The 15,370-nt window shown below is 63.8% G+C and carries 18 protein-coding genes and 1 pseudogene; 5 read left to right on the forward strand and 14 right to left on the reverse strand.

Features of this window, described 5'->3' with window-relative positions; translation table 11 throughout:
- Positions 1-53 precede the first annotated feature (53 nt).
- Complete coding sequence (locus ABEJ63_RS10680; protein WP_375796417.1) at positions 54-515, forward strand: CopD family protein; 462 nt, start codon at positions 54-56, stop codon at positions 513-515.
- On the opposite strand, the gene ABEJ63_RS10685 is transcribed toward ABEJ63_RS10680, so the two are convergent.
- Genes ABEJ63_RS10685 through ABEJ63_RS10695 form a run of 3 tightly spaced genes read right to left on the reverse strand, consistent with a single transcriptional unit; the run spans position 512 to position 3,426 of the window.
- The gene (locus tag ABEJ63_RS10685; RefSeq protein WP_375796360.1) at positions 512-2,101 is read right to left on the reverse strand and encodes a GMC family oxidoreductase; all 1,590 of its coding nucleotides are present in this window, start codon (positions 2,099-2,101) and stop codon (positions 512-514) included. The genes ABEJ63_RS10680 and ABEJ63_RS10685 overlap by 4 nt on opposite strands.
- Positions 2,098-2,625 carry a gluconate 2-dehydrogenase subunit 3 family protein gene (locus ABEJ63_RS10690; protein ID WP_375796361.1) on the reverse strand — a complete coding sequence of 176 codons (528 nt, stop codon included), beginning with the start codon at positions 2,623-2,625 and terminating at the stop codon, positions 2,098-2,100. The genes ABEJ63_RS10685 and ABEJ63_RS10690 overlap by 4 nt, the downstream gene beginning before the upstream one ends.
- Positions 2,626-2,670: 45 nt before the next feature.
- Positions 2,671-3,426 (reverse strand): fumarylacetoacetate hydrolase family protein, encoded by a 756-nt coding sequence (locus tag ABEJ63_RS10695; RefSeq protein ID WP_375796362.1) that lies wholly within the window; start codon positions 3,424-3,426, stop codon positions 2,671-2,673.
- Positions 3,427-3,521: 95 nt separating this feature from the next.
- Between ABEJ63_RS10695 and ABEJ63_RS10700 the strand changes: the two genes are divergently transcribed.
- Positions 3,522-4,328: an SDR family NAD(P)-dependent oxidoreductase gene (locus tag ABEJ63_RS10700; protein WP_375796363.1), complete on the forward strand. Its 807-nt coding sequence runs from the start codon at positions 3,522-3,524 to the stop codon at positions 4,326-4,328.
- Here ABEJ63_RS10700 and ABEJ63_RS10705 read toward each other — a convergent pair whose 3' ends face one another.
- The 4 genes and pseudogenes from ABEJ63_RS10705 to ABEJ63_RS10720 all read right to left on the reverse strand — a co-directional run bounded on the left by ABEJ63_RS10705 (position 4,329) and on the right by ABEJ63_RS10720 (position 6,722).
- Positions 4,329-5,006, reverse strand: a complete 678-nt coding sequence (locus ABEJ63_RS10705; RefSeq protein WP_375796364.1) for a hypothetical protein — start codon at positions 5,004-5,006, stop codon at positions 4,329-4,331. It abuts the gene before it with no gap.
- A 41-nt stretch (positions 5,007-5,047) separates the two neighbouring features.
- The gene (locus ABEJ63_RS10710; RefSeq protein ID WP_375796365.1) at positions 5,048-5,479 is read right to left on the reverse strand and encodes a GNAT family N-acetyltransferase; all 432 of its coding nucleotides are present in this window, start codon (positions 5,477-5,479) and stop codon (positions 5,048-5,050) included.
- A gap of 30 nt (positions 5,480-5,509) precedes the next feature.
- A pseudogene (locus ABEJ63_RS10715) lies at positions 5,510-5,683 on the reverse strand (HVO_2922 family protein); the annotation flags it as partial.
- A 52-nt stretch (positions 5,684-5,735) separates the two neighbouring features.
- Positions 5,736-6,722: a PLP-dependent cysteine synthase family protein gene (locus ABEJ63_RS10720; protein ID WP_375796366.1), complete on the reverse strand. Its 987-nt coding sequence runs from the start codon at positions 6,720-6,722 to the stop codon at positions 5,736-5,738.
- An 84-nt stretch (positions 6,723-6,806) separates the two neighbouring features.
- Between ABEJ63_RS10720 and ABEJ63_RS10725 the strand changes: the two genes are divergently transcribed.
- From ABEJ63_RS10725 to ABEJ63_RS10735, 3 genes are read left to right on the forward strand one after another with little or no spacing between them, the layout of a single operon-like run.
- The gene (locus ABEJ63_RS10725; RefSeq protein ID WP_375796367.1) at positions 6,807-7,529 is read left to right on the forward strand and encodes a metal-dependent hydrolase; all 723 of its coding nucleotides are present in this window, start codon (positions 6,807-6,809) and stop codon (positions 7,527-7,529) included.
- Positions 7,530-7,575: 46 nt separating this feature from the next.
- Positions 7,576-7,977 carry an OsmC family protein gene (locus tag ABEJ63_RS10730; RefSeq protein ID WP_375796368.1) on the forward strand — a complete coding sequence of 134 codons (402 nt, stop codon included), beginning with the start codon at positions 7,576-7,578 and terminating at the stop codon, positions 7,975-7,977.
- Positions 7,978-8,026: 49 nt separating this feature from the next.
- The gene (locus tag ABEJ63_RS10735) at positions 8,027-8,464 is read left to right on the forward strand and encodes a DUF5799 family protein (protein ID WP_375796369.1); all 438 of its coding nucleotides are present in this window, start codon (positions 8,027-8,029) and stop codon (positions 8,462-8,464) included.
- Here the strand turns inward: ABEJ63_RS10735 and ABEJ63_RS10740 are convergent, their stop codons facing one another.
- From ABEJ63_RS10740 to ilvB, 7 genes are read right to left on the reverse strand one after another with little or no spacing between them, the layout of a single operon-like run.
- Positions 8,465-9,445 (reverse strand): isocitrate/isopropylmalate dehydrogenase family protein, encoded by a 981-nt coding sequence (locus ABEJ63_RS10740; RefSeq protein ID WP_375796370.1) that lies wholly within the window; start codon positions 9,443-9,445, stop codon positions 8,465-8,467. It lies immediately after the preceding gene.
- Positions 9,438-10,079 (reverse strand): 3-isopropylmalate dehydratase small subunit, encoded by a 642-nt coding sequence (gene leuD, locus ABEJ63_RS10745; protein WP_375796371.1) that lies wholly within the window; start codon positions 10,077-10,079, stop codon positions 9,438-9,440. Before leuD ends, ABEJ63_RS10740 begins: the two co-directional genes overlap by 8 nt.
- Complete coding sequence (leuC, locus tag ABEJ63_RS10750) at positions 10,076-11,500, reverse strand: 3-isopropylmalate dehydratase large subunit (RefSeq protein ID WP_375796372.1); 1,425 nt, start codon at positions 11,498-11,500, stop codon at positions 10,076-10,078. The genes leuD and leuC overlap by 4 nt, the downstream gene beginning before the upstream one ends.
- Positions 11,497-11,787, reverse strand: a complete 291-nt coding sequence (locus ABEJ63_RS10755; protein WP_375796373.1) for a hypothetical protein — start codon at positions 11,785-11,787, stop codon at positions 11,497-11,499. Before ABEJ63_RS10755 ends, leuC begins: the two co-directional genes overlap by 4 nt.
- Positions 11,780-12,811, reverse strand: coding sequence for a ketol-acid reductoisomerase (ilvC, locus tag ABEJ63_RS10760; RefSeq protein ID WP_375796374.1), 1,032 nt, complete (start codon positions 12,809-12,811; stop codon positions 11,780-11,782). Before ilvC ends, ABEJ63_RS10755 begins: the two co-directional genes overlap by 8 nt.
- Complete coding sequence (gene ilvN, locus ABEJ63_RS10765; protein WP_375796375.1) at positions 12,804-13,454, reverse strand: acetolactate synthase small subunit; 651 nt, start codon at positions 13,452-13,454, stop codon at positions 12,804-12,806. Before ilvN ends, ilvC begins: the two co-directional genes overlap by 8 nt.
- A gap of 52 nt (positions 13,455-13,506) precedes the next feature.
- Positions 13,507-15,243, reverse strand: coding sequence for a biosynthetic-type acetolactate synthase large subunit (gene ilvB, locus ABEJ63_RS10770; RefSeq protein ID WP_375796376.1), 1,737 nt, complete (start codon positions 15,241-15,243; stop codon positions 13,507-13,509).
- Positions 15,244-15,370 lie beyond the last annotated feature (127 nt).

Consider the following 15,370-nt stretch of genomic DNA (forward strand, 5'->3'; position numbering starts at 1 on the left):
ACGGACGCACCGAGAGACGCGGAAGCATGGGACCTCTCTTCGTATCCCTGCAAATGGGCGTCGGATTGGCAGTGTCGTACGTGCTTCACATGCTGTTTGCCGCGGCGCTGACCGGCGGCGTGCTATATGTCGCGCTGTTCGTCAATCCAGCGGCGGTCGCCGGTGATATCGGCAACGAGGCGTTCTCGCGGGTGACAGGTGGGCTGTCGACGCTGACGCGGGCCTCGGCGGTCGTCCTGCTGCTCACTGGCGGCCACCAAGCGGGTACGCTCTATACTCTTGAAACGCTCACCGGAACCGGGCGAGGGCACCTCGTGCTTGGGATGCTCGTGATGTGGGTAGCGATGACCGGGCTTATCGAGGTAGCCGGCTCGAAGCTCAGGGACGGCCTCGAAGCAGGGAAGCTTCGCGAACCTGCCCGGGAGGCACGCCCATTTTTCCGTGCCGCCGCAGTGCTGGCAATTCTCCTGTTAGTCGACGCGGGGCTGCTCGCAGCGCCGGCGCTGCCCTTCTAAAGGCTTCCGGCGACGCTTTCGGCACACAGCAGCGCGAGCGCGCCGATGGTGAGCGTCGGGTTGAGCGCGCCACCGTTCGGGAACACTGACGATGAGGCAATCCACAAGTTCTCTACGTCGTGGGTTCGACAATCCGGGCGGACAACGCCCGCCGCTGGGTCGCGGCTCACTCGTGTCGTCCCCATGTGGTGGTAGGCCGGTCCAGTATTGTCAGGGCCAACGGTCCACTCGATGTCGACACCCATCGCCTCCAGCACGGCCCGTTGTACCTCGTTAGCCCGCGCGAGCGTTCGTTTCGTTCGTTCGTCAATCTCCCAGATGATGTCTGGCACTGGGTTGCCGTGGTCGTCGGTGCGCGACTCGTCGAGTGAGATTCGGTTGCGCGCGAGCGGCGGCTGACCAACCAGCCCGCCCATCGCGACGTGGCTACCGTAGGCATCCTGCAGTTGCCGGAGCAGGTCATCGCCCCATGCGTCGCCCGTCATTGCCATCTCGACCGGGGAGGGGCCGGCATAGTTGAGGAATTCCAGTTTAAACGGCGCGAACTCGCCGTTGCGACTAGGGATTGCGTCAGTGCCCACACCAGGGTCGTCGTAAAACTGGTGACTCTCGGTTGTGATGAAGCCGATGTGGTTCTGTCGAGTCGGCTCTCCAAGCGTACCCCCCATCCCCGCAAACAGATGTTCGTGGAAGTATCGGCCGACCAGCCCAGACGAGTTTGCCAGCCCATCCGGGTGGCTGTCGTCGGTCGACAATAGGAGGAGCCGTGGGGTTTCAACTCCGCCGGCTGCGAGCACAAACCGATCGGCCGTGAGCGTTCGTTCTTCTCCCTCGTGGGCGTAGACAGCGCGAGCCACGCGTCCCCCGTTTGCGTCTGTCTCCAATCGTTGGACAGGTGCCTCTGTGTGAACAGTGAGTCCCTTCGCCTCGGCCTGCCGGACCGTGTGGTCGGCACTATACTTCGCGCCCGACGGACAGACAGGCTTGCAGGTGCCGTACCCGACACACGCCGAGCGGTCGTCGTACGGCTCGGAGTTGCGCGCGTTTGGCGCCGAATGGGTCGCCACGCCCACCTGTTTGCAGGCCTCTGCGAATAGCGAGTCCGAGTAGGATGGTGGGAACGCAGGCAGGGGGTGGGGCGACTCGCGTGGCGGCGCAAACGGGTTGTCAGCGGCGCCTGCAACGCCGAACACCGCCTCTGCTCGGCGGTAGTACGGCTGCAGGTCGGTGTACTCCAGCGGCCACGCGGGGGCGTTGTTTTCGCCCGCGAAGTCCGCCTCATGGAGCCGATACACCATCCCCTGCCAGTGATTGGTGGAGCCGCCGACGCCCTTCACGCGGGCCACGTTCAGCGGATAAAAGTCTGGCCCGGACGCAGAAAAAGCGTCCCGCGGACCACCCATTTCCCACACCTCCGGGTCGGCGTGGGCCGGCCGGATAGACCGCTCCATCCGCTCGTGGTCGCGTTCCTCAAATCGGGGACCGGCCTCTAAGACGGTTACTTCGTAGCCCGCCTCAATAAGCTGGTCCGCGACCAGCGCGCCCGCGGGACCGGCGCCGATGACGCAGACATCCGTCTCTGTCATCGTGGCCCCCGCTGGTAGCTGTTCGTCCCGCCAGGGTACCCCTGCGGGTTCTCAATGCCGACGAGTTCACCACCCGTCGGCGATGCATACAGCGCGTACAGCAGTTCATTAACCACATAGTAGCGAACCCGCTCGGCGAGCGTCCCATCAGGCGCCTCTTCGGCGGTGTGGACGCCCAGTTGGCGCAGTAGTTCGTCGCGCGTCTCTGCGGAAAGTTGGGCAAACCGACCGTCCTCCCAAGCCTGTGCCGTCGCGTCGAGTTCTTCTGTCGCCGACCGCACGCCCTCAAGATACCCCTCGCGGCCCTCAATGCGACCCAATGAGTACGTCTCGACGAACGTCTCGACGCCTGTCACCTCGCTTGGATACACCGTCTCGGCGGCCGCCGTCAGGGTCTCGAGGGGTAGATCGACGCGCTGCTCCTCGGCCACGACATCCGATCGCGAGAGCGCCGCCGCCCCGCCCCCGACGATGACACCGGCCCCTGTCAGCGCCGCCAGCGCATCGCGTCGCGTCAACTTCACAGCGGCGGATTAGGGGAACCTAAACTTAGTCGTTGTTACTCCGAGTCAGGGAATAGAGACAGTGTTCCGGAGCGTGCCGACCCCTTCTACTTCTATCTCTACCTCGTCGCCATCCCCCAGCGGGCCGACCCCCTCAGGCGTGCCCGTAGAGATGATGTCGCCCGGCTGGAGGGTCAGGTACGACGTTATCTCGGCGACGAGTTCCGGCACGTCGAAGATGAACTGGTCGCGCGTCGAGTCTTGACGGGTCTCACCGTTGACGCGGCAGCGAACGCTCGCGTCGGCAGGCACCTCATCCGGCGTCGCCAGCGCCGGGCCGATGGGGGCAGCATCATCGAACGCCTTCCCGCGAATCCAGTTTTGCTCCTGACGCTGGTCATCACGGTTTGAGATATCATTGACGCAGGTGAAGCCAGCGACGTGAGCCATGGCCTCCTCAGCAGCGACGTCTCGCGCACGCTCGCCAATGACGACGCCGAGCTCCGCCTCATGGTCGATACGCTCCTTGCCGGCCGGTAGACGGAGGTCATCTCCATGGGCCGCCACGGCGTTAGGCGGTTTCAGGAACAGCAGTGGCCGGTCGGGTATCTCGCTGTCCTGTTCGGCAGCGTGGTCGGCGTAATTAAGCCCGATACAAACAATCTTCGAGGGATCACACGGCGGGAGCAGGTCAACGGTGTCAGCGTCGAACGACTCCGTGCTGGCCAGTCGACTCCCGTGATTGGGGAACGCGCGGATTTCGCCGTCAACTAATTCGCCGAGTCGGATATCCTCACCATCGTGGAATCGAACGTATCGCACACCGGCGCGTGGGTGCGGGCCACGTTAAGCGTTTAGCTGCCGCCCGACTGCTGAGAGCGACAGACCGAAGTCCCCTCGCGGAACCGTGTTCGGATATGGAGGCTCCCGACTTCTCCGTGACGGACGAGCGCGTCCTTGTCACGGGGGCATCACGAGGCATCGGACGGTCGATTGCTGAGCGGTTCGCTGCGGCTGGCGCGGACGTCGCGGTCTGCTCACGGTCCATGGATCGAATCGGTCCCGTGGCAAACAGCATTAATGAGGCAGACGTTCCCGGCGAAGCGCTCGCCGCCGAGTGTGATGTTCGGGAGCGCGAGGACGTTGAGGCGTTCTTCACGGCCGCTGTCGACGAGTTTGGTGGGCTAGATGTCGTTGTGAACAACGCTGGCGGCGAGTTCGTCGCCGACTTCGAGGAAATCTCTGAGGGCGGCTGGGAAGCCGTCACTGATCTCAACCTTGGGGGCACATACCGCTGCTCGCAGGTGGCCGGCGAGTATCTCCGCCAGCCGGCCGGTGACGGCGGCACGATACTCAATATGGCGTCGGTCAACGGTCAGCACGCAGCCCCCGGCGAGAGTCATTACGGGGCGGCCAAGGCGGGCATCATCCGGTTAACAGAGACGCTTGCGACCGAGTGGGCCGATGACGGCGTCCGGGTAAATTGCATCGCGCCTGGTCTCATCCAGACACCGGGGGTCGCGGAGACGCTCGGTATCGACGAGTCGGATATCCCGGCTCGTTCAGAGACGTTCCGGCGTATCGGCTATCCGACCGAGATTGCCGACCTCGCAGTGTTCCTTGCGTCCCCGGGCGCGTCGTTCATCACCGGCGAGACGTACACCGCGAAGGGAGTACCGCGGCCGGGCAACTCGATGAGCAACGACCTCGGCCTGAAGGAGTAGTCAATACGGGTCAAAGTCGGGGCGCGAGTCGGCTCCCCGCGGCAAGTCCCAGCGCTCTCGGTATCGATCCGCTAGCCCGCGGCCAGCCTTGGTAAAGAAGAGGAAGACGCCATACGGCTCCCGGACGGGCTCATCTGGGTCTGAGGCCTCAATAGCCAACAGTTCCTCGGCCGGCGCGTCGGCGTAAGGGAGCCGCTCAAGCCACGGCTCCAGCGGAAGGCGACCAGCCGCCACTGCCGGGGTGAATCCCCCGTCTGGGAGCGAGTCACGCGGCTGGACCCACACTTCACCGGCGGCCTCGTCACCCTCTTGGGTACCGAGTGCCCGACCGGTCGGGACGACTCCCTCCTCGCTGGCCTCTGCGAGTGCGCGCTCCCACGTCTGGCGGGCGACATCAGGATACTCGACGCCGACGGCGAAGTCGATGTCGACACTAGCCGTGTCCTCGCGCTCAGCGGCCTCAAGACGCCACGGCTCCTGTGGCGCCTCGGGATCGCCGGTGACGGTCGCCTCTATCATATCACCCGTCGCGAGCGAGTCGACGGTCGACTGGAGCGGCGCGGGATAGTCGGTCTGGTAGACAGAGTATAACCGGCGGTCGGCAACGTCGAAGAGGTTGATATGAAGCACGGCCCCAAGAACGCGGTAGACGCGAAACCGGCCGCTCGTCGTCGCCATATCGGAGGGAGGCGGCGCCCACGGATACCGCTTTGCTTTGGTCAGACAGGCTTCGCCATCCGCCGGTGCGGGATGCCAGCATCCTCGAACGGTTCGTCGTCCTGTAGGGCGTAGCCCCGGCGCTTGTAAAAATCAACGACCGGTACCTGCGCGTCGAGCACGACCCGGTCGTAGCCCGCCTCGCTCGCATGCGTCTCAACGACATCCATCAGTTCGTCACCGTACCCCTCGCCACGCTTGGCGGCGACGACGGCAACCCGCTCGACTTTCACCGCCGTCTCCTCGTACTCACGGAGTCGGGCGACTGCAGTTGGTTCGCCATCGACGCGCCCGAGAAAGTGGGTTGCTTCCGGGTCACGCCCGTCCACTTCGCGGTCGTATGGCACTTCTTGTTCGTCCACGAACACCCGTTCGCGTATGTCAAGGGCGGCCTCAAATGCCGGGTTCTCGTGTTCGAACACGACCACGTCCATATCATCGCCTGTGGCTCCGTCGGGAAGTTGTTACCCTTCCTCGATACCGGCGTCTGTGGCATTCTGTTTTACCGACTCGATGCCCTGCTTCGCCTTTTGCTTGGAGGCGTACCCCTCGCCGGAGTCCGCGATAATGTTGCCGTTCTCATGGCGGAGCCGCCAGCGGTAGTCGCCGGAAGCATCCTCGTATAGTTCGAACGTTGCGCCCATACGCGCGTGTTCGGCCGAGCCGGCAATAAATCTCGCCGCCAGACGGTCACAACCGGTCACCCCACAGGTCCCCCTCAGGGTAGGTGTCGCCGCGGTCACACAGGGGGACAACGACAGTATCCTCCCGATCGAATACCCCCTCACTCGCCAGCCGTCGGATGCAAGCGATGGCCGCACCCGACGAGGGACCAACGAGGAAGTCGCCGTCAACCCGGAGGTGACGCCGGATCGTCTCGGGGTCGTGGCGACCAGTAGCAATCAATGCCGGATTCGTCTGTGCGTGTGCGGCCGCGAGATCGCGGGCTGCGGTACGGGCACGCTCGGTGTCGACGTACCGCTTGCGGTCGAGCACTGACTCCACGTACGTGTCGGGATGGAACCCGCCGCCGCGGAGGTACTTTAGCCCGCAGATGCTATGGGTCGCGTCGGCCGGCTCGAAACCGACCACCTCGATGGTTGGGTCGCGCTGACGAAGCGTGCGGCCGACGCCCGTCACCGTGCCGCCGGTACCCGCGCCGGCGACGAATCCCGTCACTTGGCCGCCGGTGTCACGCCATATCTCTCGGCCTGTCCGCTCGTGGGCCCGCGGATTCGCAGGGTTGCGATACTGGTCAGCGCGCCAGTAGCCGCCAGCAGCAGCCAATTCGTCTGCCCGAGCTAGAAGAGCATCGTAGCCCGCCTCCGCTGGCACCTCATGAATTGTCGCGCCGGCCGCCTCGAGGGCACCGCGTTTGCCTGCCGCGATGTTGTCCGGGACAACCACGGTGGCGTCATAGCCGCGGGCACCGGCGACCCGCGCCAGGGCGCGGGCCGTGTTGCCTGAGGAGGCTTCAAGAACGGTGGCACCAGGAAGGTGGCCCGTGGTCTCCGCGGCGTCAAGCATCGCAACGGCAATGCGGGCTTTCAGTGAACTACCGCCGTGGCCGATGCCTGGGAAGTGGAGCCACTCCACCTTGCCAAGCACCGTCGGCGCGCAGTCGACGTTGAGCGCGACGAGTGGGGTATCACCGACCGTCGACTCGTCAACGACCATGTCGACGGTAGCCGCGCGAGGAGCAAAACCGCCGTGGCCCGTCCCCTGAACGGTTATACGGGTGCCGCGAGTACGACCGCGCGTATGGAACTGACATACTACGGTCATTCGACGTTCGGTGTTGAAGTGGGTGAGACGTCGCTGTTGGTGGACCCATTCTTTGCCAACCCCATGACCGACACCGCCCCTGCGGACGTTCCGACGCCGGACTACGTCCTGCTCACGCACGGTCACGAGGACCACATCGCCCACGCAGCGGAGTTCTCCGACGCGACCCTGGTGGCCGTCCCCGAACTGGCGGCGTACGCGGAGGAAGAACTCGGCTTCGACAATGCAGTCGCAGGGATGGGGATGAACATGGGCGGTACGGTTGAGTGTGGCGACACGTTCGTCACGATGGTTCGTGCGGACCACACGAACGGGCTGATGACCGACTACGAGTACAGTGCCGGCCCGCCGGTGGGCTACGTTGTCTCAACGACGAAGCCGACGCAAGAGACAGACGCCGAGAGCGAGGCGTTCTACCATGCTGGCGACACGTCGCTGATGTCGGAGATGCGCGATGTCATTGGCCCGTTCCTGGAACCCGACATCGCGGCCGTTCCGGCCGGCGACCACTTCACGATGGGGCCAACGCAGGCGGCCATCGCCGTCGACTGGCTCAACGTCGACTACGCGGTGCCGATGCACTACGACACGTTCCCCCCTATCGAGATCGACACTGACGATTTTGTCCGCGAGGTGCGCGTGACCGGCAGCGACGCAGAAGTCGTCGTCCTAGACGGTGACGAGTCGTTCATCCTGTAGCGGTCCGGCTACCTTTTTACCGGCGGCCGCCATCCGTACGCACGTAATGGCAGACGTCGAATCCAACACGGTCAACGAGAGTGGCTTCCACGCGACCAGCCGCGTCGGCAACTACGAGCTGTCCATCGACGCGACCAAGGAGGAGGGCCCCTCGCCAAATGAGGTGTTGCTCGCCGACTACGCGTCCTGTTACACGTTCGCCTTCCGCGCAGGCGCCAAGCGGGAACACGATATCGACCTCGGGCGCATAGAGACGGAGGCGGAGGCGAACCTCAACGATGACGATGACATCGTCGATGGTTCCGTCCGCTTTCATCTTCAGGTTGAGGCCGATCTTGACGACGACGAAGTGGAGGAGCTCGTCGAACTGGGCGAGGAGATCTGTCATGTCCACGCCGCACTTCACGAGGGGATGTACGCGGAGATTGACGTGACGCCGAACGCCTGACCCCACGTCGTGAGAAACGCTGATACCCGGCGAACACCCACTGACGGGTATGAGTGACTGGCAGGATCGAATCGTCGGCGCCCGTATGACCGTCGACACCCGCTTCGAGGACCGCGTTGAGGCGAGTAGCTTCAGTCGCCAGGAATGGGGGCTGGTGATGACCGCCACTGAGTTCGACATCGACACGAGCGACGAACCGCGGTTGTACGCCGATACCTCCAAACTGGCCGACATCATGCCCGAGGTAGAGAAGGTAAGCGAGCGGACACCGACGCCTGGAGGCGGTGTTGACCGTGAGGACTCGCGGGGGATGCTCGGCTCAATACTATCGACGCTGGGGCTTTCGGGCAGCTCAAGCGGCCCAGACCGCGCCGAACGCGTCCGTGAGGCCGAGGAGTTGACACAGGGATACGCCCGCGAACTCCAGTCGTACCTCGAGGAGAACGGCTCCTGGGAGGACGTGCTCGCGGCCTACCGCCGCGAGTAGTTAGAGATGCGCGAGTACTGCGTCGGTTACCTCGTCGGTAGTCGCTGAGCCGCCGAGGTCCGGCGTCCGCGGCCCGTCCGCAAGCACAGCCTCAACGCCGGCCCGGACCGACGTCGCCGCTTCCGTCTTCCCGAGATACTCCAGCAGCATCGCCGCTGAAAGGATAGCTGCCGCAGGGTTGGCGATTCCCCGGCCAGCGATGTCGGGAGCGGTACCGTGGACCGGCTCGAACAGCCCGTTGTCGTCACCGACGTTCGCGGAGGGCAACAGCCCGAGCCCGCCGACCAGTCCCGCGGCGAGGTCAGAGAGCACGTCTCCCGCGAGGTTCGGTGTGACAACCACGTCGAACCGCTTCGGGTCGAGCGGGAGCTCCGTTGCGAACGCATCCATCAGCACCTCTTCCGTCTCCACACCACGCTGCTCTGCGATCTCGAGAACAGCCTCTCTAAACCGGCCGTCCGTCTCCCGCATCACGTTCGCCTTGTGGGCGACGTGGAATTTGTCAAGGCCGCGGTCGGTCACGTACTCGCAGGCGAACTCTGCCAGCCGCTCCGAAGCGGAGGTGGTGACGACGCGGGTAAGCGTCGATAGGTCCGCAGAAAGACGGTCCTCGTGGCCAGCGTAGACTCCCTCGGTGTTCTCACGGAGGAAGACGAGATCCGTCTCCGGGCGGAGCGCATCGACGCCAGGGTATGCCCGTGCGGGGCGCACATTGACAAACGAGCCGACGGCCTCCCGAAGCGGGAGGATGACGTCCGCGGCCGTCTCGCCGGCGGCGCCAAACAGCGTCGCGTCGGCGTCAGCGACCATGCGGTACGTCTCGTCGGGCAGCGGATCGCCGGTTCGCTCTGCGACGGCGTCGCCGGCCTCCGCGTGGCTGAACTCGAAGAGGCCATTGCCGACTGTCTTTAGCACGCGGACGGCAGCGGGCACCACCTCGCGGCCGATTCCGTCTCCCTCAATGACGACGACCTCAGTCATTCGCGACCCGTGGTTCGGGCTGGTCAACATACGGCAGAGACTCAGCGGTAGCGCGAATCGCCTCGGCGTTAGACTTCATCAGCGCCGTCGTGTCCCAGATGCCCTCAACGAGCGCCTTCCGCTGGGCCTCGTCGACATCTACCTCCACAGTCGTGTCGCCATACGTGACTGTTTCCCCCGCCACGTCGACATCGATATCTCCGTCGGGGTGCTCGTCGACCCAGTCTTGGATGGTTTCAACCGTCTCTTGATCGGCAGTGACAGTCGGAATGCCGAGTGCGAGGCAGTTGCCGGCGAAAATTTCAGCGAACGACTCCCCAACGATGGCGTCGATTCCCCACCGCATCAACGCCTGAGGCGCGTGCTCGCGAGAGGAGCCACAGCCGAAGTTAGCGTTTACCACCAGTACGTTTGCGTCGCGGAACTGCTCGTCGTTGAACGGATGGTCCTTCTCGTTGTCCTCGTCGTCGAACCGCTGGTCGAAGAAGGCGAATTCCCCGAGTCCGTCGAAGGTAACGACCTTCATGAACCGTGCTGGGATAATCTGGTCGGTGTCGATGTCGTTGCCGCGAACAGGAATCCCTGTCCCTGACACGGCCGTCACCTCAGGGATGTCCGTCTCCGTCTCGGTCATGCTTCCACCTCTTTCCGTGGCAGGTCACGTACATCCGTCACCTCACCAGAGACGGCGGCGGCCGCGACCATCTCCGGTGACATCAGCACAGTTCGGCCGTCCTTCGACCCCTGCCGGCCGATGAAGTTCCGATTGGAGGAGGAGGCGGACCGCTCGTCACCCTCAAGCTGGTCGTCGTTCATGCCAAGGCACATCGAACAGCCAGCCTCGCGCCACTCAAAGCCGGCCTCTCGGAACACCTCGTCCAAGCCCTCGGCCTCCGCTGCAGCCTTCACCCGCTGGCTCCCGGGGACAACCAGCGCGCGAACAGACTCGTCCACCTGCCGTCCCTTCACTATCTCTGCGGCTGCACGCAGGTCGGGGAGCCGCGCGTTCGTACAAGAGCCGAGGAACGCCACGTCGATACCGTACCCCTCCATCGTATCGCCGGGCTCGATCCCCATGTGCGCCTGGCTCATCCGCGCGGTCTCCTGTTTATCGGCGGGGAGTTCCTCTGGAGCCGGAATCGGCTCGGAGATGCCGACGCCCTGTCCGGGCGTCGTTCCCCATGTCACCGTCGGCTCGATATCCGACCCATCGATAGTAACCACGTCATCGTACTCGGCGTCCTCATCGGACCGAATCGACTCCCAGTAACTCTTCAGCTCCTCAAACCGCTCAGGGTCGTCGCGAAACTCATCGGTGTCGCGGAGCCACTCGTATGTGGTCTCATCAGGGTTGACGTAGCCCGCACGGGCGCCCCCCTCGATGGACATGTTGCAAATGCTCATCCGGCCCTCCATGTCCAGCGATTCGATAGCCTCGCCGGCGTATTCGTACACGTAGCCGACGCCGCCATCCGTACCGAGCTCTCGGATGATAGTGAGGATGACGTCCTTCGCGGTGACGCCGTCGCCGAGTTCACCGGTTACCTCTATCTTCCGCACCTTCTTTTTCTCCATCGCGACCGTCTGGGTCGCCAGTACGTCACGAATCTGGGAGGTGCCGATGCCGAACGCCAGCGCACCGAACGCGCCGTGGGTCGACGTGTGACTGTCGCCACAGACGATGGTCATCCCTGGCTGGGTGATGCCCTGCTCCGGCCCGATGACGTGGACGATACCCTGATTACCCGTCGTCGGGTCATCGAATTCGATGCCGGCCTCCCGGGCGTTTGCCTCGAGTTCAGCCATCATCTCTTCAGCCGCTTCATCTCCCAGCGGCCGGGACTGGTCGGCTGTCGGGACGATATGGTCGACCGTCGCGTGGGTAAGATCCGGCCGCGCCACCTCGATGTCACGCTCACGGAGCATTCCGAACGCTTGCGGGCTCGTCACCTCGTGGATGAGATGAAGACCGACGAACAGCTGGTCCTGTCCGTTCGGCAATTCGGTCACTTTGTGGCGGTCCCACACCTTGTCATAGAGTGTTCCCGAGCTCATCGGTTCGCTCCATCGGCAGCATCATAGGCAGCGTTCGCACTCGGTGCTCCCCGGCGAGGTGTGTGGTCGATGTCTGCAAGCGTATCGGGCTCGGCGTCACCGCCGTCTGTCGAAACGTCCGCCTCCGGTTCCGTCGCTGCGTCTGAATCTCCATCTCCGGTCGGCTCGTCGGGCTGCGCGCCACCGTCGGCGGCAACCGTCCGACCGCGGGCGTACGTCTGCGTCTCGCCAAACGGTGCATCCGTGTGTGGGTTCGTATGGTCGATGTCCGCGAGTTCGTCAGTCATCGGCGGGCACCTCCTCCTCTCCACCGTCGTCGCCCCACGCGAACAGGGCACGCAGATCCGCGCCTACGTCCTCAATGTCGTGGTCCTGCTCAGCCTGCCGGAGCTGGGTGTAGCTGGGGCGGTTCGCCTGGTTTTCGGAGATCCACTCGCGGGCGAATGTACCGTCTTGGACGCCTTCGAGCACTTCCTCCATGTTCTCGCGGACCGTCTCATCGACAACCTCGTCGCCCCGAGATAGTCCGCCGTACTCAGCCGTATCCGACACCGAGTCCCACATCTCGCCGAGCCCACCCTCGTACATCAGGTCAACGATGAGTTTGAGCTCATTGAGACACTCGAAATAGGCCATCTCACGGCTATACCCGGCGTCAACGAGCGTCTCGTACCCCTGCTTGACTAAGGAGGTAACACCCCCACAGAGTACAGCCTGCTCGCCGAAAATGTCCGTCTCTGTTTCTTCACGGAATGTCGTTTCGATGACGCCTGCCCGCGTACAGCCGATAGCCTTCGCATACGCCAGCCCCACGTCGTGGGCCTCGCCGGTGGCATCTTGGTACACCGCAAGCAGGCCTGGGGTCCCCTCGTCAGCCTCATAGTTGCGCCGCACTAAGTGGCCCGGCGACTTTGGCGCGACCATCGTCACATCGACATCCGCACGCGGCCGAATCTGGTTGTAGTGGACGTTGAAGCCGTGGGCAAATTGGAGCGTGTCGCCCGGCTCCAGCGCCGACTCGATGTCATCGTAGACGGCCGGCTGAACCGTGTCGGGGACGAGGATGCTCACAATATCTGCCTCCTCAGCGGCCTTGACCGGTGTGGTCACCCGGAGGCCGTCGTCGCGGGCCGCGTCCCGTGAACTGGAGCCTTCATGCAGCCCTACAACGACATCTACACCAGAGTCGTCAAGATTCTGTGCGTGGGCGTGTCCTTGGCTGCCATACCCGATGACAGCCACGGTACGGTTATCTAAGATCGATACGTCCGCATCCTCGTCGTAGTATACTGGGTTCTCGAAGTCACTCATCGGTGTCGTCTCGTTTCAATCGGTCGGGGGCGATAGACGTCTTCGTCTCGCCACGGGCCAAGGCTGTGTGGCCCGTGCGGGCTATCTCGCGCACATCAAACTGTCGGAACGCATCAAGCGCGTCGTCGATGACCTGCTCCGCGCCGGTCAACTCGACGGTAATGGTCCGGGGACCAGCATCAAGCGTTGTCCCGTCGTACATCTGAGTGATGGCGTGAATCTTGTCCGGCTCGTCGGCACTCACCTTCACCAACACGAGTTCACGCCGCACCGCATCGTCACCCAGTTCGCGAGTGTGGATGACTGGCACCAACTTGTCCAGTTGTTTCTCTATTTGATCGATATTGGGATCTGGCTCCTCAACGACCACGGTCACCCGTGACCAGTCAGGGTTCTGGGTTGGGCCGACCGTCAGCGACTCGATGTTGAACTGTCGGCGACTGAACAGCCCCGACACCTCCGACAACACGCCTGGCTGATTCTCCACCAGCGCAGTGATAGTCGTCCGGCGGGGCGCCCGTTCGGCCTCTGTCTCGGGGTCGATACGGATGCCTTGGCTGTTCCGTCGCCCCTCCGGCCGGGCTCGCTCCTCGGGATCTGGCCCCAACAGGCCGCGTTCCGGTGGCTCTTTCTCGGAGCTCATGCACACCACCTCTGGGAAGTGGCGAGCAGGTCGGAGTGTAACGCAACGCTACTCACAGGTGGTCACCTCGCAGCGCGAACAGGCCGTTGTCGCCGCCAGAGGGGACCATCGGGAACACGTCCGCCTCAGGGTCGATGTGAACGTCGACGACGCTCGGGCCGTCCTCGGCGAGCGCGGCCTCGATGGTATCCTCAACCTCGTCGTACTCGTCGATACGATAACCGCTGGCACCGAACGCCTCCGCTAATACGTCGAACTCCGGCATCCAATTGTAGTCAGAGGCCATATGCCGTCCCTCGAAGAAGCCGTCCTGCCACTGACGCACCATCCCAATGTACTCGTTGTTGAGCACGAAGACGGTGATATCCAACTCTTCGCGGACTGCAACGGTCAACTCCTGACACGTCATCAAGAACGACCCATCACCATCGAAACAAATGACCGACTGATCGTCGGCGGCGGCAAGGCGGGCGCCGATAGCCGCCGGCACGCCGTAGCCCATCGCGCCAAGGCCGTGGGAGGAAACCCACGTCCGCGGTTCGGTGAACGTCCAATACTGGCAGGCCCACATCTGGTGTTGACCGACGCCGGTCGTGACGATGGTGTCGTCGGCAGTAGCAGCGTCGACGGCCTCAACGACGAACTCCGGGCGGAGTGGTGCGTCCTCATCGATGTAGTAATCGAGTGGATACTCCGCCTCCCATTGCTCGCACTGGTTGAGCCACTCGTCGGTATCCGGCGAATCGGCGACAGCGGCGCCGAACTGCTCGATGACGACAGCCGCGTCACCGACTAATCCATAGTCGGCCTCAACATTCTTCGAGATCTCGGCGGGGTCGATATCCGCGTGGATAATCTCTGCATCGGGCGCGAACGTCTCGACACCGCCCGTCAGCCGGTCGTCGAAGCGAGTGCCGACCGCGAACATGCAGTCGGTCATCGTGAGCGCCATGTTCGCGTAACCGGTGCCATGCATCCCTGCCCACTCTAGACACAGTTCATGATCCTCTGGGAAGGCGCCGATGCCCGGCATTGTCGTCACGACGGGGACATCGTGGGTGGTGGCGAACTCGTACAACTCGTCGCTCGCGTCACCCTTGATAATGCCGCCACCCGCGAGAATCACCGGTCGTTCTGCTCGCTCGAACGCCTTGGCGGCCCGCTCAACGGCCCGTTCGTCAGCCCGCTCGGCAGGCTGGTAGGTAGCAGGGGTCTCCGCCGGCCCCGGCTGGGCATCCGTATCGGCGTTTGTGACGTCCTTCGGCAGGTCAACCAATGTGGGTCCCTGCCGGCCGCGTGCGGCCATCGCGAACGCCTCACCGACGGTGTCGCCTACGGCGTCTTCGTCGGCCGCGAAGTAGTTCTCTTTCGTAATCGGCCGGGTAACGCCCGTCGTATCTGTCTCTTGGAAGGCGTCGCTCCCCACGAAGTCGGTCGGTACCTGACCGGTGAGCGCCACCACCGGGTCCGAATCCATATCGGCGTCAGCGATGCCGGTGACGAGGTTCGTCGCTCCTGGCCCGGAGGTAGCCATGCAGATGCCCGGCTCACCAGTAACGATGCCGTAGGCATCGGCGGCGTGGACTACCCCCTGTTCATGGGCCATTGTCACATGCGTCATCTCGGAGTCGTACAACGCGTCGTAGACGGGCATGATGGCGCCGCCTTGAACGCCGAATAGGTATTCAACGCCGGCGTTCTCAAGCGCGCGCACAACCGACTCGGCACCGGATGTGACCGGCTCCTGTCGCTCTTCATCGTCTCGCTGGACGGCATGCTCGCTACTCATCGGTCGGTTCCCCCTCTCTGGTGTGGCTTCGTTCGTTCATCGGTCGGCGGTGGTCTATCTGATCGTCAACTGTACGAGCGCGGTCGCGAGGAGAATAGCTGGCCGGGGCATTCACGCCCCTACGCGA

This window comes from Halosegnis sp. (assembly GCF_042216475.1).
In the GTDB taxonomy this organism is placed as follows: domain Archaea; phylum Halobacteriota; class Halobacteria; order Halobacteriales; family Haloarculaceae; genus Halosegnis.

What these genes read in the sequence shown, in the direction of transcription:
- ilvN (WP_375796375.1), bottom strand. Translation starts at nt 13,454, where the DNA reads ATGAGCTCCGAGAAAGAGCCACCGGAACGCGGCCTGTTGGGGCCAGAT.
- leuD (WP_375796371.1), bottom strand. Translation starts at nt 10,079, where the DNA reads ATGACCGAGACGGAGACGGACATCCCTGAGGTGACGGCCGTGTCAGGG.
- leuC (WP_375796372.1), bottom strand. Translation starts at nt 11,500, where the DNA reads ATGAGCTCGGGAACACTCTATGACAAGGTGTGGGACCGCCACAAAGTG.
- ABEJ63_RS10705 (WP_375796364.1), bottom strand. Translation starts at nt 5,006, where the DNA reads ATGGCGACGACGAGCGGCCGGTTTCGCGTCTACCGCGTTCTTGGGGCC.
- ABEJ63_RS10725 (WP_375796367.1), top strand. Translation starts at nt 6,807, where the DNA reads ATGGAACTGACATACTACGGTCATTCGACGTTCGGTGTTGAAGTGGGT.
- ABEJ63_RS10700 (WP_375796363.1), top strand. Translation starts at nt 3,522, where the DNA reads ATGGAGGCTCCCGACTTCTCCGTGACGGACGAGCGCGTCCTTGTCACG.
- ABEJ63_RS10720 (WP_375796366.1), bottom strand. Translation starts at nt 6,722, where the DNA reads ATGGTCGTTGACGAGTCGACGGTCGGTGATACCCCACTCGTCGCGCTC.
- ABEJ63_RS10730 (WP_375796368.1), top strand. Translation starts at nt 7,576, where the DNA reads ATGGCAGACGTCGAATCCAACACGGTCAACGAGAGTGGCTTCCACGCG.
- ABEJ63_RS10735 (WP_375796369.1), top strand. Translation starts at nt 8,027, where the DNA reads ATGAGTGACTGGCAGGATCGAATCGTCGGCGCCCGTATGACCGTCGAC.
- ABEJ63_RS10680 (WP_375796417.1), top strand. Translation starts at nt 54, where the DNA reads ATGGGCGTCGGATTGGCAGTGTCGTACGTGCTTCACATGCTGTTTGCC.
- ABEJ63_RS10685 (WP_375796360.1), bottom strand. Translation starts at nt 2,101, where the DNA reads ATGACAGAGACGGATGTCTGCGTCATCGGCGCCGGTCCCGCGGGCGCG.
- ilvB (WP_375796376.1), bottom strand. Translation starts at nt 15,243, where the DNA reads ATGAGTAGCGAGCATGCCGTCCAGCGAGACGATGAAGAGCGACAGGAG.
- ABEJ63_RS10740 (WP_375796370.1), bottom strand. Translation starts at nt 9,445, where the DNA reads ATGACTGAGGTCGTCGTCATTGAGGGAGACGGAATCGGCCGCGAGGTG.
- ABEJ63_RS10710 (WP_375796365.1), bottom strand. Translation starts at nt 5,479, where the DNA reads ATGGACGTGGTCGTGTTCGAACACGAGAACCCGGCATTTGAGGCCGCC.
- ilvC (WP_375796374.1), bottom strand. Translation starts at nt 12,811, where the DNA reads ATGAGTGACTTCGAGAACCCAGTATACTACGACGAGGATGCGGACGTA.
- ABEJ63_RS10755 (WP_375796373.1), bottom strand. Translation starts at nt 11,787, where the DNA reads ATGACTGACGAACTCGCGGACATCGACCATACGAACCCACACACGGAT.